The organism is Rhodococcus sp. 05-2256-B1, from assembly GCF_002258465.1.
In the GTDB taxonomy this organism is placed as follows: domain Bacteria; phylum Actinomycetota; class Actinomycetes; order Mycobacteriales; family Mycobacteriaceae; genus Rhodococcoides; species Rhodococcoides fascians.
In genome coordinates this window covers 52,833-68,717 of record NZ_NOZA01000034.1, presented here as the reverse complement: position 1 = coordinate 68,717, position 15,885 = coordinate 52,833, and the positions used below count along the sequence as shown (strand labels likewise).

At 66.3% G+C, this 15,885-nt stretch carries 16 protein-coding genes; 8 read left to right on the top strand and 8 right to left on the bottom strand.

Translation table 11 applies throughout. From position 1 onward, the window contains the following. The first annotated feature begins 23 nt into the window (after window positions 1-23). On the top strand, window positions 24-797 hold the full coding sequence (locus tag CH285_RS23630; protein WP_027496444.1) for a DNA-formamidopyrimidine glycosylase family protein: 774 nt from the start codon (window positions 24-26) through the stop codon (window positions 795-797). Window positions 798-960: 163 nt separating this feature from the next. On the opposite strand, the gene CH285_RS23625 is transcribed toward CH285_RS23630, so the two are convergent. The 3 genes from CH285_RS23625 to CH285_RS23615 form a co-directional block, all read right to left on the bottom strand. Continuing rightward, window positions 961-2,691 carry a glycerol-3-phosphate dehydrogenase/oxidase gene (locus CH285_RS23625; protein WP_027496443.1) on the bottom strand — a complete coding sequence of 577 codons (1,731 nt, stop codon included), beginning with the start codon at window positions 2,689-2,691 and terminating at the stop codon, window positions 961-963. 99 nt (window positions 2,692-2,790) lie between these two features. Continuing rightward, window positions 2,791-4,023, bottom strand: coding sequence for an aminotransferase-like domain-containing protein (locus tag CH285_RS23620; protein WP_094642959.1), 1,233 nt, complete (start codon window positions 4,021-4,023; stop codon window positions 2,791-2,793). A gap of 140 nt (window positions 4,024-4,163) precedes the next feature. Continuing rightward, window positions 4,164-5,567, bottom strand: coding sequence for an NAD(P)H-quinone dehydrogenase (locus CH285_RS23615; RefSeq protein ID WP_032387046.1), 1,404 nt, complete (start codon window positions 5,565-5,567; stop codon window positions 4,164-4,166). Between the two features lie 181 nt (window positions 5,568-5,748). On the opposite strand from CH285_RS23615, the gene CH285_RS23610 reads away from it, so the two are divergent. Further along, window positions 5,749-6,213, top strand: a complete 465-nt coding sequence (locus CH285_RS23610) for a gamma-glutamylcyclotransferase (protein WP_027496440.1) — start codon at window positions 5,749-5,751, stop codon at window positions 6,211-6,213. Between the two features lie 37 nt (window positions 6,214-6,250). Here CH285_RS23610 and CH285_RS23605 read toward each other — a convergent pair whose 3' ends face one another. From CH285_RS23605 to CH285_RS23595, 3 genes are all read right to left on the bottom strand, one after another. Then, entirely contained in the window at window positions 6,251-7,414 is a 1,164-nt protein-coding gene (locus tag CH285_RS23605) for a M20 family metallopeptidase (protein WP_032370909.1), read from the bottom strand. Between the two features lie 86 nt (window positions 7,415-7,500). Continuing rightward, window positions 7,501-8,676, bottom strand: a complete 1,176-nt coding sequence (locus tag CH285_RS23600; RefSeq protein WP_052053804.1) for an amidohydrolase — start codon at window positions 8,674-8,676, stop codon at window positions 7,501-7,503. Window positions 8,677-8,781: 105 nt separating this feature from the next. Then, entirely contained in the window at window positions 8,782-9,486 is a 705-nt protein-coding gene (locus CH285_RS23595; protein ID WP_032366665.1) for an enoyl-CoA hydratase-related protein, read from the bottom strand. Between the two features lie 85 nt (window positions 9,487-9,571). On the opposite strand from CH285_RS23595, the gene CH285_RS23590 reads away from it, so the two are divergent. Both CH285_RS23590 and CH285_RS23585 read left to right on the top strand, forming a co-directional pair. After that, complete coding sequence (locus tag CH285_RS23590; RefSeq protein WP_094642976.1) at window positions 9,572-10,399, top strand: purine-nucleoside phosphorylase; 828 nt, start codon at window positions 9,572-9,574, stop codon at window positions 10,397-10,399. Continuing rightward, a complete protein-coding gene (locus tag CH285_RS23585; RefSeq protein WP_032387043.1) occupies window positions 10,396-11,997 on the top strand; it encodes a phospho-sugar mutase in 1,602 nt (533 codons plus the stop codon). Before CH285_RS23590 ends, CH285_RS23585 begins: the two co-directional genes overlap by 4 nt. A gap of 1 nt (window position 11,998) precedes the next feature. On the opposite strand, the gene CH285_RS23580 is transcribed toward CH285_RS23585, so the two are convergent. Together CH285_RS23580 and upp are read right to left on the bottom strand one after the other, a co-directional pair. After that, window positions 11,999-12,889, bottom strand: a complete 891-nt coding sequence (locus CH285_RS23580) for a DUF2797 domain-containing protein (protein WP_230591189.1) — start codon at window positions 12,887-12,889, stop codon at window positions 11,999-12,001. 32 nt (window positions 12,890-12,921) lie between these two features. Beyond that, complete coding sequence (gene upp, locus CH285_RS23575; protein ID WP_032370667.1) at window positions 12,922-13,545, bottom strand: uracil phosphoribosyltransferase; 624 nt, start codon at window positions 13,543-13,545, stop codon at window positions 12,922-12,924. 177 nt (window positions 13,546-13,722) lie between these two features. Between upp and CH285_RS23570 the strand changes: the two genes are divergently transcribed. Genes CH285_RS23570 through CH285_RS28075 form a run of 4 tightly spaced genes read left to right on the top strand, consistent with a single transcriptional unit; the run spans window position 13,723 to window position 15,875 of the window. Further along, a complete protein-coding gene (locus CH285_RS23570) occupies window positions 13,723-14,055 on the top strand; it encodes a type VII secretion target (protein WP_032370666.1) in 333 nt (110 codons plus the stop codon). A 6-nt stretch (window positions 14,056-14,061) separates the two neighbouring features. Next, entirely contained in the window at window positions 14,062-15,183 is a 1,122-nt protein-coding gene (locus tag CH285_RS23565) for a C40 family peptidase (RefSeq protein ID WP_094642958.1), read from the top strand. 42 nt (window positions 15,184-15,225) lie between these two features. Beyond that, on the top strand, window positions 15,226-15,564 hold the full coding sequence (locus tag CH285_RS23560; protein WP_032371007.1) for a hypothetical protein: 339 nt from the start codon (window positions 15,226-15,228) through the stop codon (window positions 15,562-15,564). Beyond that, complete coding sequence (locus CH285_RS28075; protein ID WP_052057205.1) at window positions 15,561-15,875, top strand: YbaB/EbfC family nucleoid-associated protein; 315 nt, start codon at window positions 15,561-15,563, stop codon at window positions 15,873-15,875. Before CH285_RS23560 ends, CH285_RS28075 begins: the two co-directional genes overlap by 4 nt. Window positions 15,876-15,885: the final 10 nt, after the last annotated feature.

The window sequence follows — 15,885 nt, the reverse complement described above, 5'->3', positions numbered from 1 at the left end:
CCGAAGAACGAGAGAGGACGTAGATGCCCGAGGGCGATACCGTCTGGCGCGCCGCCAACACTCTGCGGGCAGCACTGGAGGGCCAACAGCTCACCGCCTGCGACATTCGTGTACCCCGTTACGCCACAGTCGACTTCACCGGCGAAACGGTCGAGTCCGTCGCGTCGAGAGGCAAACACCTGCTGATCAGAGTGGGCGGCTACTCGATCCACTCGCACCTGAAGATGGAAGGCACCTGGCACGTCTATGCACTGGGGGCTCGCTGGCGTCGTCCGGCCTTCCAAGCTCGGATCATTCTGAACACCGAGAAGGCGCAGGCCATCGGATTCGAGCTGGGCGTGCTGGAGATCCTCGAGAACGAGGACGACGCTGTCGGCTATCTCGGACCTGATCTACTCGGACCCGACTGGGACCCAGGTGTCGCCCTGACCAATCTGGAGTCGGACCCCGGCCGACCGATCGGCCTGGCCCTGCTCGATCAGCGCAACATAGCCGGACTCGGCAATGTCTACCGCAACGAGATCTGCTTCCTTCGCGGAGTCGATCCCCGCACGCCGGTCGAGGACTCCGGAGACCTGAAGAAGATGATCGACCTGTCCTTCCGCACCATCACCGCCAACAAGAATCGAAATCAGCGCGTCACCACCGGGGATCGTCGCGCGGGCCGTCATTTCTGGGTGTACGGCCGTGAGAACAAGCCGTGCAGGCGGTGCGGTACCACCATCGAGTTCGGACTGATCGGCGACAACCCACTCGAAGAACGGCAGATCTACTACTGCCCGCACTGCCAGAGATGACCGGCCTTCACAGAGCTTCGTCAGGTGAGACCAAGCCTGCTCACAGCTTCGCCGATCACCATGGATCGTATGTTGACACTTGCGATACTCACCCTGCTGGTCATGGCTGTCTCCGGCGCGACGGCTGCTCGCGCACCGCGGACGCTGGTTCGGGTTCCGTGACTCAGAGGGTCCGGACGGGTTCGAGAATTTCCTGACGCGCTTCGGGGGCGACGACGCGCAGGGCGTCGGCAGATTCGTCGTCCGGCTGACGCTGCGACGCGATCTCGGCCTCGACCCGAGCCCGGTACGTGTCGACCTCACGGTCGACCGTGGCCTCGTCCCACCCCAGGATCGGGGCGATGAGTGCGGCGACCTGACCCGCGCAGTTCATCCCACGATGCGAGTACTCGATGGAAATCCGGGTGCGCCGCGACAGCACGTCCTCGAGGTGCAGTGCGCCCTCGGCCGCAGCGGCATAGACCACCTCGACCTGCAGATAAGCGGGCGCGTCGGTCAACGGTTGCAGCAGTTCGGGTTTGCCGTCCGCCATGGCCAGCACCTCGTCGATCAGCGAGCCGTATCGGTCCAGCAGATGAGTCACTCGGTGCGGATGCAGCCCGTGTACTTCACCCAGGTGCGGGGCCTGATTGACCAGGGCGAAGTAACCGTCCGCGCCGACGAGCGGCACCTTCTCGGTGATCGACGACGCCACCCGCGCCGGGATGTCCTCGGCCGCGAGATCCACTGCGTCCTCGGCCATCACCCGGTAGGTCGTGTACTTGCCACCTGCGATGGCAATGAGTCCCGGTGCCACCCGCGCCACCGCGTGCTCACGGGACAGCTTGGACGTCTCATCGCTTTCACCCGCCAGTAGCGGCCGCAATCCCGCGTAGACGCCGTCGATGTCGTCGTGCGTGAGCGGCGTGACGAGCACCCCGTTGACTTCGCCGAGGATGTAGTCGATATCGGCTTTGGTCGCGGCGGGGTGCGCGAGATCGAGGTTCCAGTCGGTATCGGTGGTCCCGATGATCCAGTGCGCGCCCCACGGAATGATGAACAGCACGGACTTCTCGGTGCGCAGAATGATCGCGGCTTCGCTGACGATGCGATCGCGCGGCACCACGATGTGCACACCCTTCGAGGCCCGTACTCGGAAGCGACCACGCATGTTCGACAGCGACTGTATTTCGTCGGTCCACACGCCCGTGGCGTTGATCACCACGTGCGCACGCACCTCGGTGGTGGCCCCGGTCTCCGAATCTCGCACTCGCACACCGGAAACACGGTCGGCTTCACGGAGGAACCCCACGACCTGAGTGGATGTACGCACCACCGCGCCGTAGTGGGCTGCCGTTCTGGCGACGGTCATCGTGTGCCGCGCGTCGTCGACGACGGTGTCGTAGTACCGAATTCCGCCGATCAGCGATTTCCGCTTGAGGCCGGGCGACATCCGCAGGGCACCCGAACGGGTCAGATGCTTCTGTTGCGGAACCGATTTGGCACCGCCCATCCGGTCGTACAGAAAGATACCCGCCGCGATGTACGGGCGCTCCCACCCCCGATGGGTGAGGGGGAACAGGAATTTCAGCGGTTTGACCAGATGCGGCGCGAGTGTGGAGAGCGAGAGTTCACGTTCGTGCAGCGCCTCACGGACGAGTCCGAACTCGAGTTGTTCGAGGTAGCGAAGGCCACCGTGGAACATCTTGGACGAGCGAGAGGACGTGCCCGACGCGTAGTCACGCGCCTCCACGAGCGCCACCTTCAGGCCTCGTGTTGCGGCGTCGAGCGCGGCACCCGAACCCACGACGCCACCGCCGACGACCACGACGTCGAATTGTTCGCGTCCGAGCTGGTCCCACGCCTCCACCCGTTGGGTGGGTCCGAGGAACTTCGTGTTCGATCGGTTGCTCACTGGACGCTCCCTGTCCTCGAAAATTCCTCGCGATGTCTCCCACGTCAGGCTACCGCCCCAGGTCGGCCGAGCGCAGAACCAGCGCAGGCTGGTCGCGGTTCAGCTTCGCCGTGTCATCGACGCATGTGCCGCGCTCAGCCGCCGCACTGCCTCGTTCAGCACCTCCGGTGTGGAGCCGGCGAAGCTCAACCTCAGCGAGTGGCGGAAGTACTCGGCCGACGTGGACGTTGCAGCGCGCACGAACGCGCTACCCGGCACGAACGCGACGCCGTGCGCGAGCGCCGCAGCGAGCAGCTCGGTGGTATCGGTCCCGTCGCGAAAGGTCGCCCATGCGAACATTCCACCTGTGGGTCGCGAGACGTCCAGCGCCGAACCGAATTCCCCGGACAGAGCGCTCATCAATGCGTCTGCGCGACAACCGTACTCACGCCGAAGATCGGTCAGGTGGTCCGCCAGCCACCCGGTGTCGCCCAGCATGTCCGCTGCCATCAGCTGTGTCAGCGAGGAACCGCACAGATCGGCACCCTGTTTGAGCAGTTCCACCGCCGCGCACACTCGGGGCGGGGCAACGAACCATCCCACGCGCAGAGTCGGCGCCAGGATCTTCGACGCGCTCGACAACCTGACGACACGATCGCTGTGACACGCGATCGGCAACGGGGACGGTCCGGATTCAATTGTGTCGAACCAGATCTCGCCGTACGGATCGTCCTCGATGATCCAGAATCCGTACCGGTCGGCCAGGGCCGCGAGTCGGCGACGGCGAGCCTCGGTCATCGTCACGCCGCGGGGGTTGTGAAAGTTGGCGACCGTATGGACCACCGCGGGCCGCAGGCCGGCGAGCAGCCGCGCTTCGAGCTCGTCGACATCCATCCCGCCATCGGTGATGGGGATGGATTCGATCTGCGCCTCGGCAATCGAAAACACCTGCAGCGCTCCGGTATACGCCGGTTCGTCGACCACCACGACGGCACCCGGGTCGATCAGCGCCTGCGCGAGCAGTGTCAAGGCCTGCTGCGATCCGTGCGTCACGACGACGGATTCCACCGGAACGGTACCCCCTTCGCGTGCGAGGGTTTCCCTGGCTGCAATGACGCGGCGCAGGGCTCGGTGGCCGGAGGTCTCGCAGTACTGCACTGCGTCGGAGTGTCGCAGCACTGCGTCCGCTGCGGCAGCGATGCGGTCGACCGGTATGAGATCTGTGGCCGGTAAACCGCCGGCCAGGCTGATGATCTCGTCGCGAGCGGTCAGGGCCAGAAGGTCGCGGATGGCCGAGCTGTCGAGTGTTGCGGTGCGTCGGGCCAAGCCGGCAAACGGATGAATCGAAGACATGAAAGAGACTCCAGGGCAGCAGGGACGGGAAGAACGGCCCGCGGATCCGCAGAGTCGAAGAGAGAGCGGACGGGTGTGTCCGCTCTCTCGACTATGTCATGTGCGTCCGAAATATGAAACGCGTTTCTCACATTGCGAGATCAGTCCAGATCGTCGTGCGCCATCAGCTGGCGCGCGGCCTCGATGACCGAACCCGACAGCGACGGATAGACCGAGAACGTGTTGGCCAGGTCGTTCACCGACAGATTGTTCTGCACGGCCATCGCGATCGGAAGAATCAACTCCGATGCGCTCGGAGCAACCACCACACCACCGATGACCACACCGGTGGCGGGGCGACAGAATATTTTGACGAAACCACGCTTGAGACCACTCATCTTCGCTCGCGGGTTGGTCGTCAACGGCAACATCACCGTGCGTGCCGGTACGTCGCCTGCATCGATCGCGGACTGTGCGACGCCGACCGATGCGATCTCGGGCCGCGTGAACACCGCCGACGCCACGGTCTTGAGCTTGATGGGACTGACGGCCTGGCCCAGGGCGTGGTACATCGCGATGCGTCCCTGCATCGCGGCCACCGACGCCAACGGCAGCAGACCCGTGCAGTCACCCGCCGCGTAGATGCCCGCGACCGCGGTACGAGACACGCGGTCGACACGCAGGTATCCACCCTTGTCGAGCTCGATCCCGACCTTCTCCAAACCGAGTCCCGACGTGTTCGGGACCGATCCGACGGTCATCAGCGCGTGGCTACCCTCGACGGTGCGCCCGTCGGACAGCGTGACGACGATACCGTCGTCGGTGCGGACGACCGAGTCTGCGCGGGCGTGCTTGACGAGGGTGACGCCACGTTCGTTGAACGCGTCTTCGAGCACAAGGGCAGCGTCCTCGTCCTCGTGCGGGAGGACGCGATCGCGGCTCGATACCGCGGTGACCTTGACGCCCATCTCGGTGTAGGCCGAGACGAACTCGGCACCGGTCACACCGGATCCCACGACGACGAGGTGTTCGGGCAGTGCTTCGAGGTCGTACAACTGACGCCAGTTGAGAATGCGTTCGCCGTCCGGCTCGGCACCCTTGACGACGCGGGGGCGCGCTCCGGTGGCGACGAGGACGACATCGGCGTCGAGAATTCGCTCCTCGCCGTCGGCCAACACCGCCTTGATCTGATGCGAGGCCAATCCGACGTGCGTGTCGATCATCTCGGCGCGACCGGCCAGTAATTCGACGCCCACCGAGGTGACCCGGTGCGCGATGTCGGTGGACTGCGCCTGCGCGAGGCTCTTCACTCGCGAATGAATCTGGGGCAGCGCGACGGCTGCCTGTGATGGGTCGAGTGAGATTCCGAGGTCGCTCGCGCGACGCATCTCGGTGCGAATGCCGGTCGAGGCGATGAACGTCTTCGACGGCACGCAGTCCCACAGAACGCACGCACCACCGATGCCGTCGGAATCGACGAGCGTCACCTGTCCGCCGTGCTGCGCCGCCACCAATGCTGCTTCGTACCCTGCCGGACCACCACCGATGATCACAATCCGGGTCATTGATCCTCTTCTCGCGTGCTGAAATCTTTGTACTGTGTCACGTCAACGGTATTGCAGTGTCCGGTTCCGCGCGTCGGTAAGGCTAGCTTCACTCCACCCGCCGCTCGGCGTACCTGCGACGACGCACCGAAACACCACCACGGGGCGTCAACGGGCGGCGATACGGTTTAGGCTGGCCGACGTGCCAATTTATGCCGCCTACGGATCGAACATGCATCCGGAGCAGATGTTGCAGCGTTGCCCCCACTCACCGCTGTCGGGAACCGGGTGGCTGCACGGGTGGCGCTTGACCTTCGGCGGTGGCGACATCGGCTGGGAGGGCGCGCTCGCCACGATCGTCGAGGACCCGGACTCACAGGTCTTCGTGGTGCTCTACGACGTCTCCGATGAGGACGAGGAGAGCCTGGATCGGTGGGAGGGCTCGGAGCTCGGCATCCACCGCAAGATCCGGCTGCGCATCGAGACCGGAGGCGAGCCGGTCCTGGCGTGGCTCTACGTTCTCGACGCCTACGAGGGTGGCCTACCGTCGGCACGCTACCTCGGGGTCATGGCCGAGGCAGCCGAAATTGCCGGTGCCCCAGCCGAATACGTGCGCGACCTGCGCACCAGGAACAGCCGCAACGTAGGACCGGGCACCACGTCGTAGAAGTTCGCGGTCAGCGGCGACGACAACCGCCCGACCGCTAGTTCGGGTCCAATGCGATTCCGGTCATCACTTTCACACCCACGGCCAAGGCTCGCTCGTCGAGGTCGAATGTCGGCTGATGGATGTCGAGTTGCGGACCGGTCCCCGACCACACGCCCAGTCGGGCCATCGCTCCCGGCACGTTCTCCAGGTACCACGAGAAGTCCTCGCCACCACCGGACTGAGCCGTGTCGGCCAATGCTGTCGGACCGACTCGGCCGATTGCCTTCTCGAAGGTGGCCGTGGACGCCGGGTCGTTCACTACAGGCGGTACGCCGCGACGGTAGTGCAGCTCGAATCGCACCCCGGTCGGTGCCAGCAGACCGGTGACGATCTCGCGAACGAGCGGCTCGAGCAGCGCCCACGTTTCGTGGTCGCCGGTCCGTACCGTTCCGGTGAGCATGCCGGTCTGCGGAATGGCGTTGGGGGCCTGCCCCGCCACGACCGCACCCCAGACCATCACCGTGCTGGTTCGCGGATCGATGCGTCTGCTCAACATGCCGGGCAGCCCGGTGATGACGGTCCCCAACGCGTAGACCAGATCGGTCGTCAGATGCGGCCTCGACGTGTGCCCGCCAGGCGAGTCCAGACGCAATTCGACGGTGTCGGCGGCGGAGGTGATGGCCCCGACACGCACTCCCACCTGCCCCACCTCGAGCCGCGGATCGCAGTGCAACGCGAAAATCTTCGACACCCCGTCGAGCGCTCCCGCGGCAACGGCGTCGAGTGCACCGCCCGGCATGACCTCCTCGGCAGGTTGGAAGATCAGCCGGACGCCATGTTGCAGGTCCGGCAGCGACGCCAGCGCGAGTCCGGTCGCCAGCAGCACCGTGGTGTGCGCATCGTGCCCGCACGCGTGGGACACGCCGGGAACCGTCGACGTGTACGGCGCACCGGTGATCTCCTGCAGCGGCAACGCGTCCATGTCCGCGCGCAGCGCGACGCGCGGGCCGTCGGGACCGATATCGCAGATCAAGCCCGTACCGCCGGGCAGAGGTTTGGGTGACAGGCCTGCCGCCGAGAGCTGCTCCATGACGAACGCCGTCGTGGCGAATTCACGACGGGCCAGTTCCGGATGGGCGTGAATGTGCCGACGCCACAGGGACAGATCTTCTGTGTGAGCCTGAATCCACCGATCGATCGCGGCTTCACGTGAACTCATCCGAACTTCTGCCTCTTCGCCTGCGCTCATCCGAACTTCTGCCTCTTCGCCTGCGCTCATCCGAACTTCTGCCTCTTCGCCTGCGCTCATCGCTGCACCGCGGATCGAGCGTTCACACCGTCGAGCAGACGCGCCCGGGTCTGTGGATCGGCTGCGGCGCGAGCGGCCGTTCCGGCGAGGGCGAGAGCACCGTCGAGCAGTGCACGATCGGCGGACTCGGTGACACACGCGGCGGCGAACTCCGGTTGATGCGTCACCGCCCCTCCGGCATCGAGGCCGACGACGGGGTGGATTCCGGGTAGAACATTCGTCACGTTTCCCATGTCAGTGCTGCCCAACGGGCGAAATCCTTCCAAATCCGGCGCCAAGGGCGACCGTCCCAATGATTCGATTTCCTGACGAAATGCCGCCACCAGCCACGAATCCGGGGTCAGGGCCGAGTATGTCGGCGACACCGTGCGGATTTCGTGTGTGCATCCGGTGGCAATGGCACCCGCCTCGAAACAGGCGAACGTCTTCTTCGTCAGCGCCTCGAGTGACTCGGTGCTGTTCGCGCGAAGATAGTAGAGCAATTCGGCATGTCCGGGCACGATGTTCGGCGCGACGCCGCCGTCGCTGACGATGCCGTGCAGTTGCTGGCCGGGCGAGAGGTGCTGGCGAATGAGCCCGAGCGCCACCTGTGCGACGGTGACGGCATCGCCCGCGTTGATTCCCCACTCGGGGGCGGCCGAGGCATGGGCAGCGCGGCCGGTGAATTTGACGGCAACGTCGGCCAATGCCAGCGACGTCGCGCCCACGATGTCGAACGGGCCCGGATGCACCATCAGTGCGGCACCGATGTCGTCGAAGACGCCGCGCTCGAGCATCAGGACCTTGCCACCGCCCGTTTCCTCGGCAGGGGTGCCGAGCACTCGGACCGTGATGCCGAGCGCATCGGCCACCGGCGCGAGCGCCAGGGCGGCAGCCACCGCGGACGCGGCGATGATGTTGTGGCCGCAGGCATGACCGATCTCGGGCAACGCGTCGTACTCCGCGCAGATTCCGATCACGAGCTCGCCGCTACCCACCGACGCGGTGAATGCGGTGTCGATGCCGGCGACCCCGGATTCGATCTCGAAATGGTGGGCGCGAAGCGTGTCGAGGACCTTCGCAACGCTGCGGTATTCCTCGAACGCCAGTTCCGGTTCTGCGTGAATCGAGTGCGACAGCGCAACCACTTCGTCGGTTGCGTGAGCGAGCGCGCGGCCGATCTCCTCGCCCACGGCGGCACTGTTCGGTTCGTCGATCACGAGAGACAGTGTGTCACTAGCGCGGCGGCGTGTCGGAACGGCTGTGCCGACTCCGAGCCCGAACAGTGCCGGACGAGGCTAGTTGCCGAAGCTGAAGTTGCTGTCGTCCGTCGGCGTCGTCAGCGCAGCGAGCAGGTCCACGTGCATCCGACTCTTGATGCCGGCCAGGTTCGCTCCCCGGGTGCTGGTCAGCGCCGCCGCCTTGGCAACGGCGTCGGAGACCACGGATTCCTCGGACGCGGTGGCCTCGACGATTCCTGCGGCCACCGCATCGGCCCCGCCGTAACGACGGCCGGTCAGCATCGCCTCGACGGCGGTCTGCTTGGGCAGCCTGGAGTTGATCAGGGCAGACATGCCGACGGTGAACGGCATGTTGAGGTTGACCTCCGGCAGGCAGTAGAAGCCTCGGTCTGCGCGCTGGATGCGGAAATCCTGCGATGTTGCGAACATCGCGCCGGCACCGAACGCATGGCCCTGCACCGCTGCGACCGTGGGCATCGGGAACGCCAGCAGCCGCGTGTAGAGCGTGTGCACGCGGTCGAGGTACCAGGTGATCCGGTCCAGGTTCGCGAACAGCCAATCGGTATCGAGTCCGTTGCTGTAGAACTTGCCTGCCGAGGTGGTGACCAGCGCGGCCGGACCGGTCGATGCCTCGACCTCGTCGAGCAGTGCATGGACGGCATCTATCCAGTCGGGGTGGAACCTGTTCTCTGGATTGCCCGCGCCCTCCTGGGCACCGAGGAACAAGATGTGGACATCACCGTCGCGTTCGAGATAAGGCATGCAGCGGATACTACTCGGCGGTAACTTCCCGGTCGCACCGTCTCGGTTCCACATCCATCGCAGCGATCTCATACTGTTGTTCATCGTGGCAACTTCCGACGCACGAGCAACCGATCCCGTGACCGATCCCGACGCGGCGGCGCGCACCGCCGCCGATGCTCTCGCTGCAGCGACCGGCATCGACACCCATACCGTCGCCATCGTCCTCGGCTCCGGCTGGCAGGCGGCCGCAGATGTCTTCGGCTCCCCCACCGCGACCGTGCGCATGGCCGATCTCCCCGGCTTCGCGCCGCCGTCCGCGTCGGGCCACTCCGGCACGATCACCTCGGTGGACGTGGGCGGAACCCACACTCTGTTACTTCAGGGCCGTACGCACGCCTACGAGGGCCACGACCTCCGACGCGTCGTGCACTCGGTGCGCACCGCGATCGCGGCAGGCGCGACGACCGTCGTCCTGACCAACGCCGCCGGCGGCATCCGTGAAGGCATGAGCGTCGGCCAACCGGTTCTGATTTCCGATCACCTCAACTTGACCGCCCGTTCGCCGCTCGTCGGCGCCGAATTCGTCGATCTCGTCGGTGCCTACTCACCCGAACTCCGCGCTCTCGCGGCCGAGATCGATCCGTCTCTCGAGGACGGCGTCTACGCGGGACTGCCGGGCCCTCACTACGAGACGCCTGCCGAAATCAAGATGCTGCGCACGTTCGGTGCAGATCTGGTGGGCATGTCGACGGTGCACGAGACGATCGCCGCCCGTGCAAAGGGTGCTCGCGTGCTGGGAATTTCGTTGGTCACCAACCTCGCTGCCGGCATGACCGGAGAACACCTCGATCACTCCGAAGTGCTCGCTGCGGGCAAGGATTCGGCAGCTCGGATGGGCGCTCTGCTGCACGAGTTGGTCACCCGACTGTGATCGAGGATCTCACCGAGCGCGTGCAACGCTGGATCGCGGGAGATCCCGATCCGGCGAGCCGCGACGAACTCGACGGCCTCTCCGATTCCGAACTCGCGGACCGATTCAGCGGTCCGTTGACCTTCGGCACCGCCGGCCTCCGAGGGCCGGTGCGCGCCGGCCCGAACGGCATGAACGTCGCCGTGGTCGTGCGAGCAACCGCCGGTATCGCAGCGTGGCTGCTCGGGCAGGGCCTCGGCGGATCCACCGTCGTGGTGGGCCGTGACGCGCGCACCGGTTCGGAACAGTTCGCCTTCGCAGCGGCGGAAACGTTGGCCGCGCAGGGATTTTCGGTGGTCCTTCTCCCTCGACCACTCCCCACGCCCGTTGTCGCCTTCGCCGTACGGGCGCTCGATGCCGAGCTGGGGGTGCAGATCACCGCATCGCACAACCCGGCCGCCGACAACGGGTACAAGGTGTATCTGCGGGGCGGGTCGCAGTTGGTTCCGCCGAGCGATGCCCAGATCGAGGCGCTCATCGACGCCAGTGCAGATGCAGTCGACGTGCCTCGCACAGCCGTCGAGCCCAGCGGCTCGGACATCGCGTCGCGCTACCTCGATTCGGTTGTGAGACTGCCCCGTTCGAGATCACGCGATGTTCGTATCGCCCTGACCGCACTGCACGGCGTCGGCGGAGAACTCGCCGTGGCGGCACTGCGCGGCGCTGGGTTCCGCGACATCCGGGTGGTCGAGGAGCAGTTCGAGCCCGATCCGTCCTTCCCGACGGTGACCTTCCCCAACCCGGAAGAGCCGGGTGCTGCGGACGCGGTTCTCGCGCTGGCGGCCGAGACCGACGCCGACCTCGCCGTGGCACTCGACCCCGATGCCGATCGCTGCGCAGTCGGAGTCCGAGACGCTCACGGTTGGCGGATGCTGACCGGGGACGAAACCGGCGCTCTGCTGGCCGACTACCTGCTGCGTGACGCGCCGCCCGGCTCACTGGTGGCCAATACCATCGTGTCCTCGCAGCTGCTCTCGGCACTGGCACCGGCCCGCGGCGCGCGCTATGCCCGCACACTGACCGGTTTCAAATGGCTCGTGCGCGCCGGAGACGGCCTCGTGTACGCCTACGAAGAAGCGATCGGTCACTGCGTAGATCCGAATGTGGTGCGAGACAAGGACGGGATCTCTGCCGCCGTCGTGCTGGCGGACCTCGCGGCAGCGCTGAAGCAGGACGGACGCACGCTACTCGATGTACTCGACGACCTCGCCGTCGAATTCGGAGTCCACAGCGGCGCGCAGGTGTCGCGCCGAGTGCAGGATCTCACCGACATCGGGGACATGATGCGCCGACTACGCAGCACGCCGCCGACCGAGCTGGCCGGACGCACGGTGACCGTCATGGACTACGCCGACCGGGACGACGAGTTGCGCACCGACGCAGTCGAAATCGCGGGATCCGGGCTCCGGGTCATCGTGCGGCCGTCCGGGACCGAACCCAAGCTCAAGGCGTACCTCGAGATCGTCGAGCCCGTCTCGGACCGGCAGGATCTGGCAAGGGCGAGAGCGACGGCGGACGAACTCCTGGCCCAGCTCTCCGCGTTCGCAAAAGAGCTGTAACTCAGAACAGTGCCGACTGCACCGCAGGCAGATCGGACGTGAAAGCCCCGAGTTCGATGCGCCGACCCTTCAATGCCGCCAGATCCGCGACGTAGGTCTGCTCGTCGACCGAGGCGATCACCGCCTGCCCGACGCATGTCCTGATCTGCAGTCCATGAGAGCCGGTTGCGACATCGGCGGGGTAGGCAACCCGAGTATCGTTTTCGCTCAATGTTTCCCGCCCCGCAGGCGGAGTCCACCGCTCCGCGATCGGCCGACATCCGCCGATCGCGGCGTCTGTCAACAGCTGACGGACCAGCTCCGCACGCGCGGCAGTGCCTGCCTCCAACCGGTCGAGATCGAGTGGCACGCACAGCGATGCTGCCTTCGTCGCCGACCGTACGGCCTGCCGTAGTCCGAGCCTTTCGGTCACCAGGTCCTCGGCGACACGCACGGCCTTGCCGTCGTCCGCGTATGCGACGTACTGCGCACAGATAGCCCCCTGCTCGGCCAGCCGACCCCATTTGCGAGTCTGCGCGGCCGTCCCGATCTTGAAAGTGCCGTTGGCAAACGCCGCCAGGTAGAGCCAATGCGGTGCCATGACATGCTTTTCCAAATCGCGGGAGACGAATCCGCTGCGGTGCACGGTATGAACGAAACGAAACACGTCCTTTTCCGAGCACCGTGCGCACTGGCTCGACCCGACGGCCGGCTCTCGGCCCGGGCACGGAACGTACCGCGGCGGCCCGTCCGCAGTGAATGCCGTTCGGCCCGTGCAGTATCGGTCTGCTGCACCGCCGAGAGCGCGGTAGCTCAGTGTGTTACCCACCAGCTCCTGGAACTCGACCTGCTCGGTCTCGATGTCGAGCAGTCGCAACCGCGGGGTGTCAGGACCGGCGGAGGGCCAGGACACCCCGAGCGCGAGCAGGGTTGCACCGGAGCGAATCAGCGGGGTCCGAACTGACGGTCGCCCGCGTCGCCGAGGCCCGGGACGATGAAGGCATTCTCGTTGAGTCCGTCGTCGATGCTCGCGGCAACGAGTCGCACCGGGAGTCCCGATGCTTCGAGCGCTGCAACGCCTTCGGGGGCGGCCACGACGCAGATGGCAGTGACATCGGTTGCGCCGCGTCCGACGAGCAGCTCGATCGTGTGCACCATCGATCCGCCGGTCGCCAGCATGGGGTCGAGCACGTAGACCGGAGTCTGGGACAGGTCGTCGGGCAGGGACTCCATGTAGGGCACCGGCTGATGCGTCTGCTCGTCCCTGGCCATCCCGACGAACCCGACGCGAGACTGTGGAATCAGACCGCTCGCCTTCTCCACCATGCCGAGACCGGCACGCAGTACGGGCACGAGCAGCGGCGGACGAGCCAACCGGGTGCCCTGGGTGACTGCGACGGGAGTACGTACCTCGAACGTGTCGATGTCGGCGTCCCTGGTGGCCTCGTACACCAGCATGTGGGTGAGCTGGCGGAGCGCAGTTCGGAACGTGGCGTTGTCGCTCCGCTCGTCCCGCATGGTGGTGAGCAGGGCGGCGGCCAGTGGGTGGTCGACCACGTGTGTATCCATGTCTCACAGGATAAGGCCCAGCACCATGAGGCCCCACACGATGAGCCCCACCGGAGGAGATCGCCGAGACGCACGGCGAACGGCAAGTCGTGGGAACCGATGTGCCCGCACTCGCGTCGAACCAGTTGGGCGTCGCATTCGGCGACTGCGCGAACGCACGCGATTTCAGGGGGACTCATGGACGAACTCGTCGTCGAGACCGAGGGGGTGCTCGCCTACGGTGCGGCGGCGTCGACCATGGCCGAGCAGATCGCGGCGGCCGGTGCTGCCGCCGCTGCCTGCGGGCCCGCAGTGTTGGCACCGGTGTTCGGCCTGATCGGGCAGGAATTTCTGGCCACCGTGACCGGAACCCATCTGGCGCATACCGATGCGGTCGTTCGCCTGGCGGGAGCTGTGGCGAGCCTCGGTTCTGCGGCCACCGATGCTGCGGTGTCGTATGCCCGCACCGACGACGCAACCGGGGCGGCCGTCACGGCCCACTCTGCCGGTCGCGCGTCGGACGCTCGGTAAGCGGCGATGATCGATCTACTCTCTCGCCCCATCGTCGAGCTGCTCGGTGCCTTCGGCGGCGGTACCGTTCCCTCCGGAGGCCCGGCCGACGTGTTGCGACTGTCGTCGGCTGCGATCGAGGCCGCCCAAGGAATCGGCCGGATCGCGATCACCGAACTTGCTTCGAACTGGAACGGCGAGGCCGCGGACGCAGCACTTCGGTACGCCGAGAACGCTCATGCGAGTGCCCTGGCCCTTGCCGATCACGCGGCCGACATCGCCGCCGTCGTCGATCGGGCATGTCGGGATACCGAGCAGGGTTTCGTCGAACTACAAGCAGTAGTGCAGTCGTTCGTGGGCATCGCCCTCTCCGCAGGACCGATCATTGCCACCCCGATGGGGCAGACGATGCTGATCTCGGCCGCGATCGAGCACCTCGAGCGCGCCCTGGCGGTGGTTGCGCGCGTGCGCGCCGAACTGGCCGTGCACGCTGCGACAGCCGGCGAGATGGCCTCCCCACCCGCGGTCCCCGCACCCATCGACTCCGGCCCGGCAGCGGTGCCGGGCTCGCCCTCGAACCTGATGACCTCACCTGCAACGGCTCAGGTGATCGAGGCCGGCGAGAAGCTGGCGAAGACGTTCGCGCAGTCGCTCTCACCGGCCGGCGGCACGCCGGAGGCCCCCGGAGCCGGTGGAGCACAGCATTTCTTGGGCAATTCGGCGATGGATTCACCCCGCGCCGGGGACGCCGGCCGAGGAGTAGAGGTGCGATTGCCCGACGGGAGCACCGTCACTGCCCCCAACGCCGAAGCCGCAGGTGCCGTTCGCAGCGCGCTGACGCAGCAGGGCGTCCCCTACGCCTGGGGCGGTACGACGCCGGGCACCGGACTGGACTGCAGTGGGTTGACGCAATGGGCGTACGCACAGCAGGGCGTCGACATCCCCCGGCTGGCGCAGGAACAGGACATCGGCACATCGGTGGCGGCCGGTGACGTGCAGCCCGGCGATCTCGCGGTGTGGGACGGCCACGTAGCGATGGTCATCGGCAACGGCCAGCTCGTCGAGGCGGGAGACCCGGTGCAGGTAGGACCGATCAGAACGACCAACAGCGACATGGCATTCAAGGGCTTCTACCGCCCGACCCAGTAACGGTCGGACCGAACGAGAGGCAGACCGAATGAGAGGAAGTCGATGACGGACGCGAACACCACCGTCGTCAGCGCGGTATCGGCAACTCGATCCGGCTCGGTATCCGTTCGCGCCACCGAGCATGGAGTGCCGATCGCAATCGCTGTCGACCCACGCGAATTACGCTACGGAGGAACAGCATTGGCGTCGACGATCCTGGATCGATGCACGCGGGCGACCACAGCCGCTCGGGCACAGCGCCGAATCCGGTTGGCCGAGGACGGGGTTCCCGCCGACATCCTCGATCGCCTGGGTCTGCCGACCCACGCCCGAGTGGCCGCCGACGCGAACGACGATCTGGCCCAGGAACCGGCACCCACGAGTTGGTTGCGACCGGTATGACCCATTCTCACCCCACCGATCTCGACACCGTGATCGACAAAGCCCGACACCGGCTCGATGGATTGCGTGAGACACAGGAGCGCGTCGACCACATCAGGATTCGAGTGGCCTCGCGCAACGGGCTCGTGACCGTCGTCGCGGACGGTACCGGGGCCATGGTCGGGCTCGATCTCGCGGAAGATCTCGGATCGGTGACTGCCCGCGAACTCGCGTCGACCATCGTTCTCACAGCCGCCGAGGCGGCGTCCGCAGCGTTGGACCAGCGCGAGACCATCCTGCAAAGTCTGCAGGCTTCGTTCACAGACTCCTGAGATAGGCTTC

What these genes read in the sequence shown, in the direction of transcription:
- upp (WP_032370667.1), bottom strand. Translation starts at nt 13,545, where the DNA reads ATGGATACACACGTGGTCGACCACCCACTGGCCGCCGCCCTGCTCACC.
- CH285_RS23630 (WP_027496444.1), top strand. Translation starts at nt 24, where the DNA reads ATGCCCGAGGGCGATACCGTCTGGCGCGCCGCCAACACTCTGCGGGCA.
- CH285_RS23560 (WP_032371007.1), top strand. Translation starts at nt 15,226, where the DNA reads ATGACGGACGCGAACACCACCGTCGTCAGCGCGGTATCGGCAACTCGA.
- CH285_RS23620 (WP_094642959.1), bottom strand. Translation starts at nt 4,023, where the DNA reads ATGTCTTCGATTCATCCGTTTGCCGGCTTGGCCCGACGCACCGCAACA.
- CH285_RS23605 (WP_032370909.1), bottom strand. Translation starts at nt 7,414, where the DNA reads ATGAGTTCACGTGAAGCCGCGATCGATCGGTGGATTCAGGCTCACACA.
- CH285_RS23595 (WP_032366665.1), bottom strand. Translation starts at nt 9,486, where the DNA reads ATGCCTTATCTCGAACGCGACGGTGATGTCCACATCTTGTTCCTCGGT.
- CH285_RS23570 (WP_032370666.1), top strand. Translation starts at nt 13,723, where the DNA reads ATGGACGAACTCGTCGTCGAGACCGAGGGGGTGCTCGCCTACGGTGCG.
- CH285_RS28075 (WP_052057205.1), top strand. Translation starts at nt 15,561, where the DNA reads ATGACCCATTCTCACCCCACCGATCTCGACACCGTGATCGACAAAGCC.
- CH285_RS23615 (WP_032387046.1), bottom strand. Translation starts at nt 5,567, where the DNA reads ATGACCCGGATTGTGATCATCGGTGGTGGTCCGGCAGGGTACGAAGCA.
- CH285_RS23565 (WP_094642958.1), top strand. Translation starts at nt 14,062, where the DNA reads ATGATCGATCTACTCTCTCGCCCCATCGTCGAGCTGCTCGGTGCCTTC.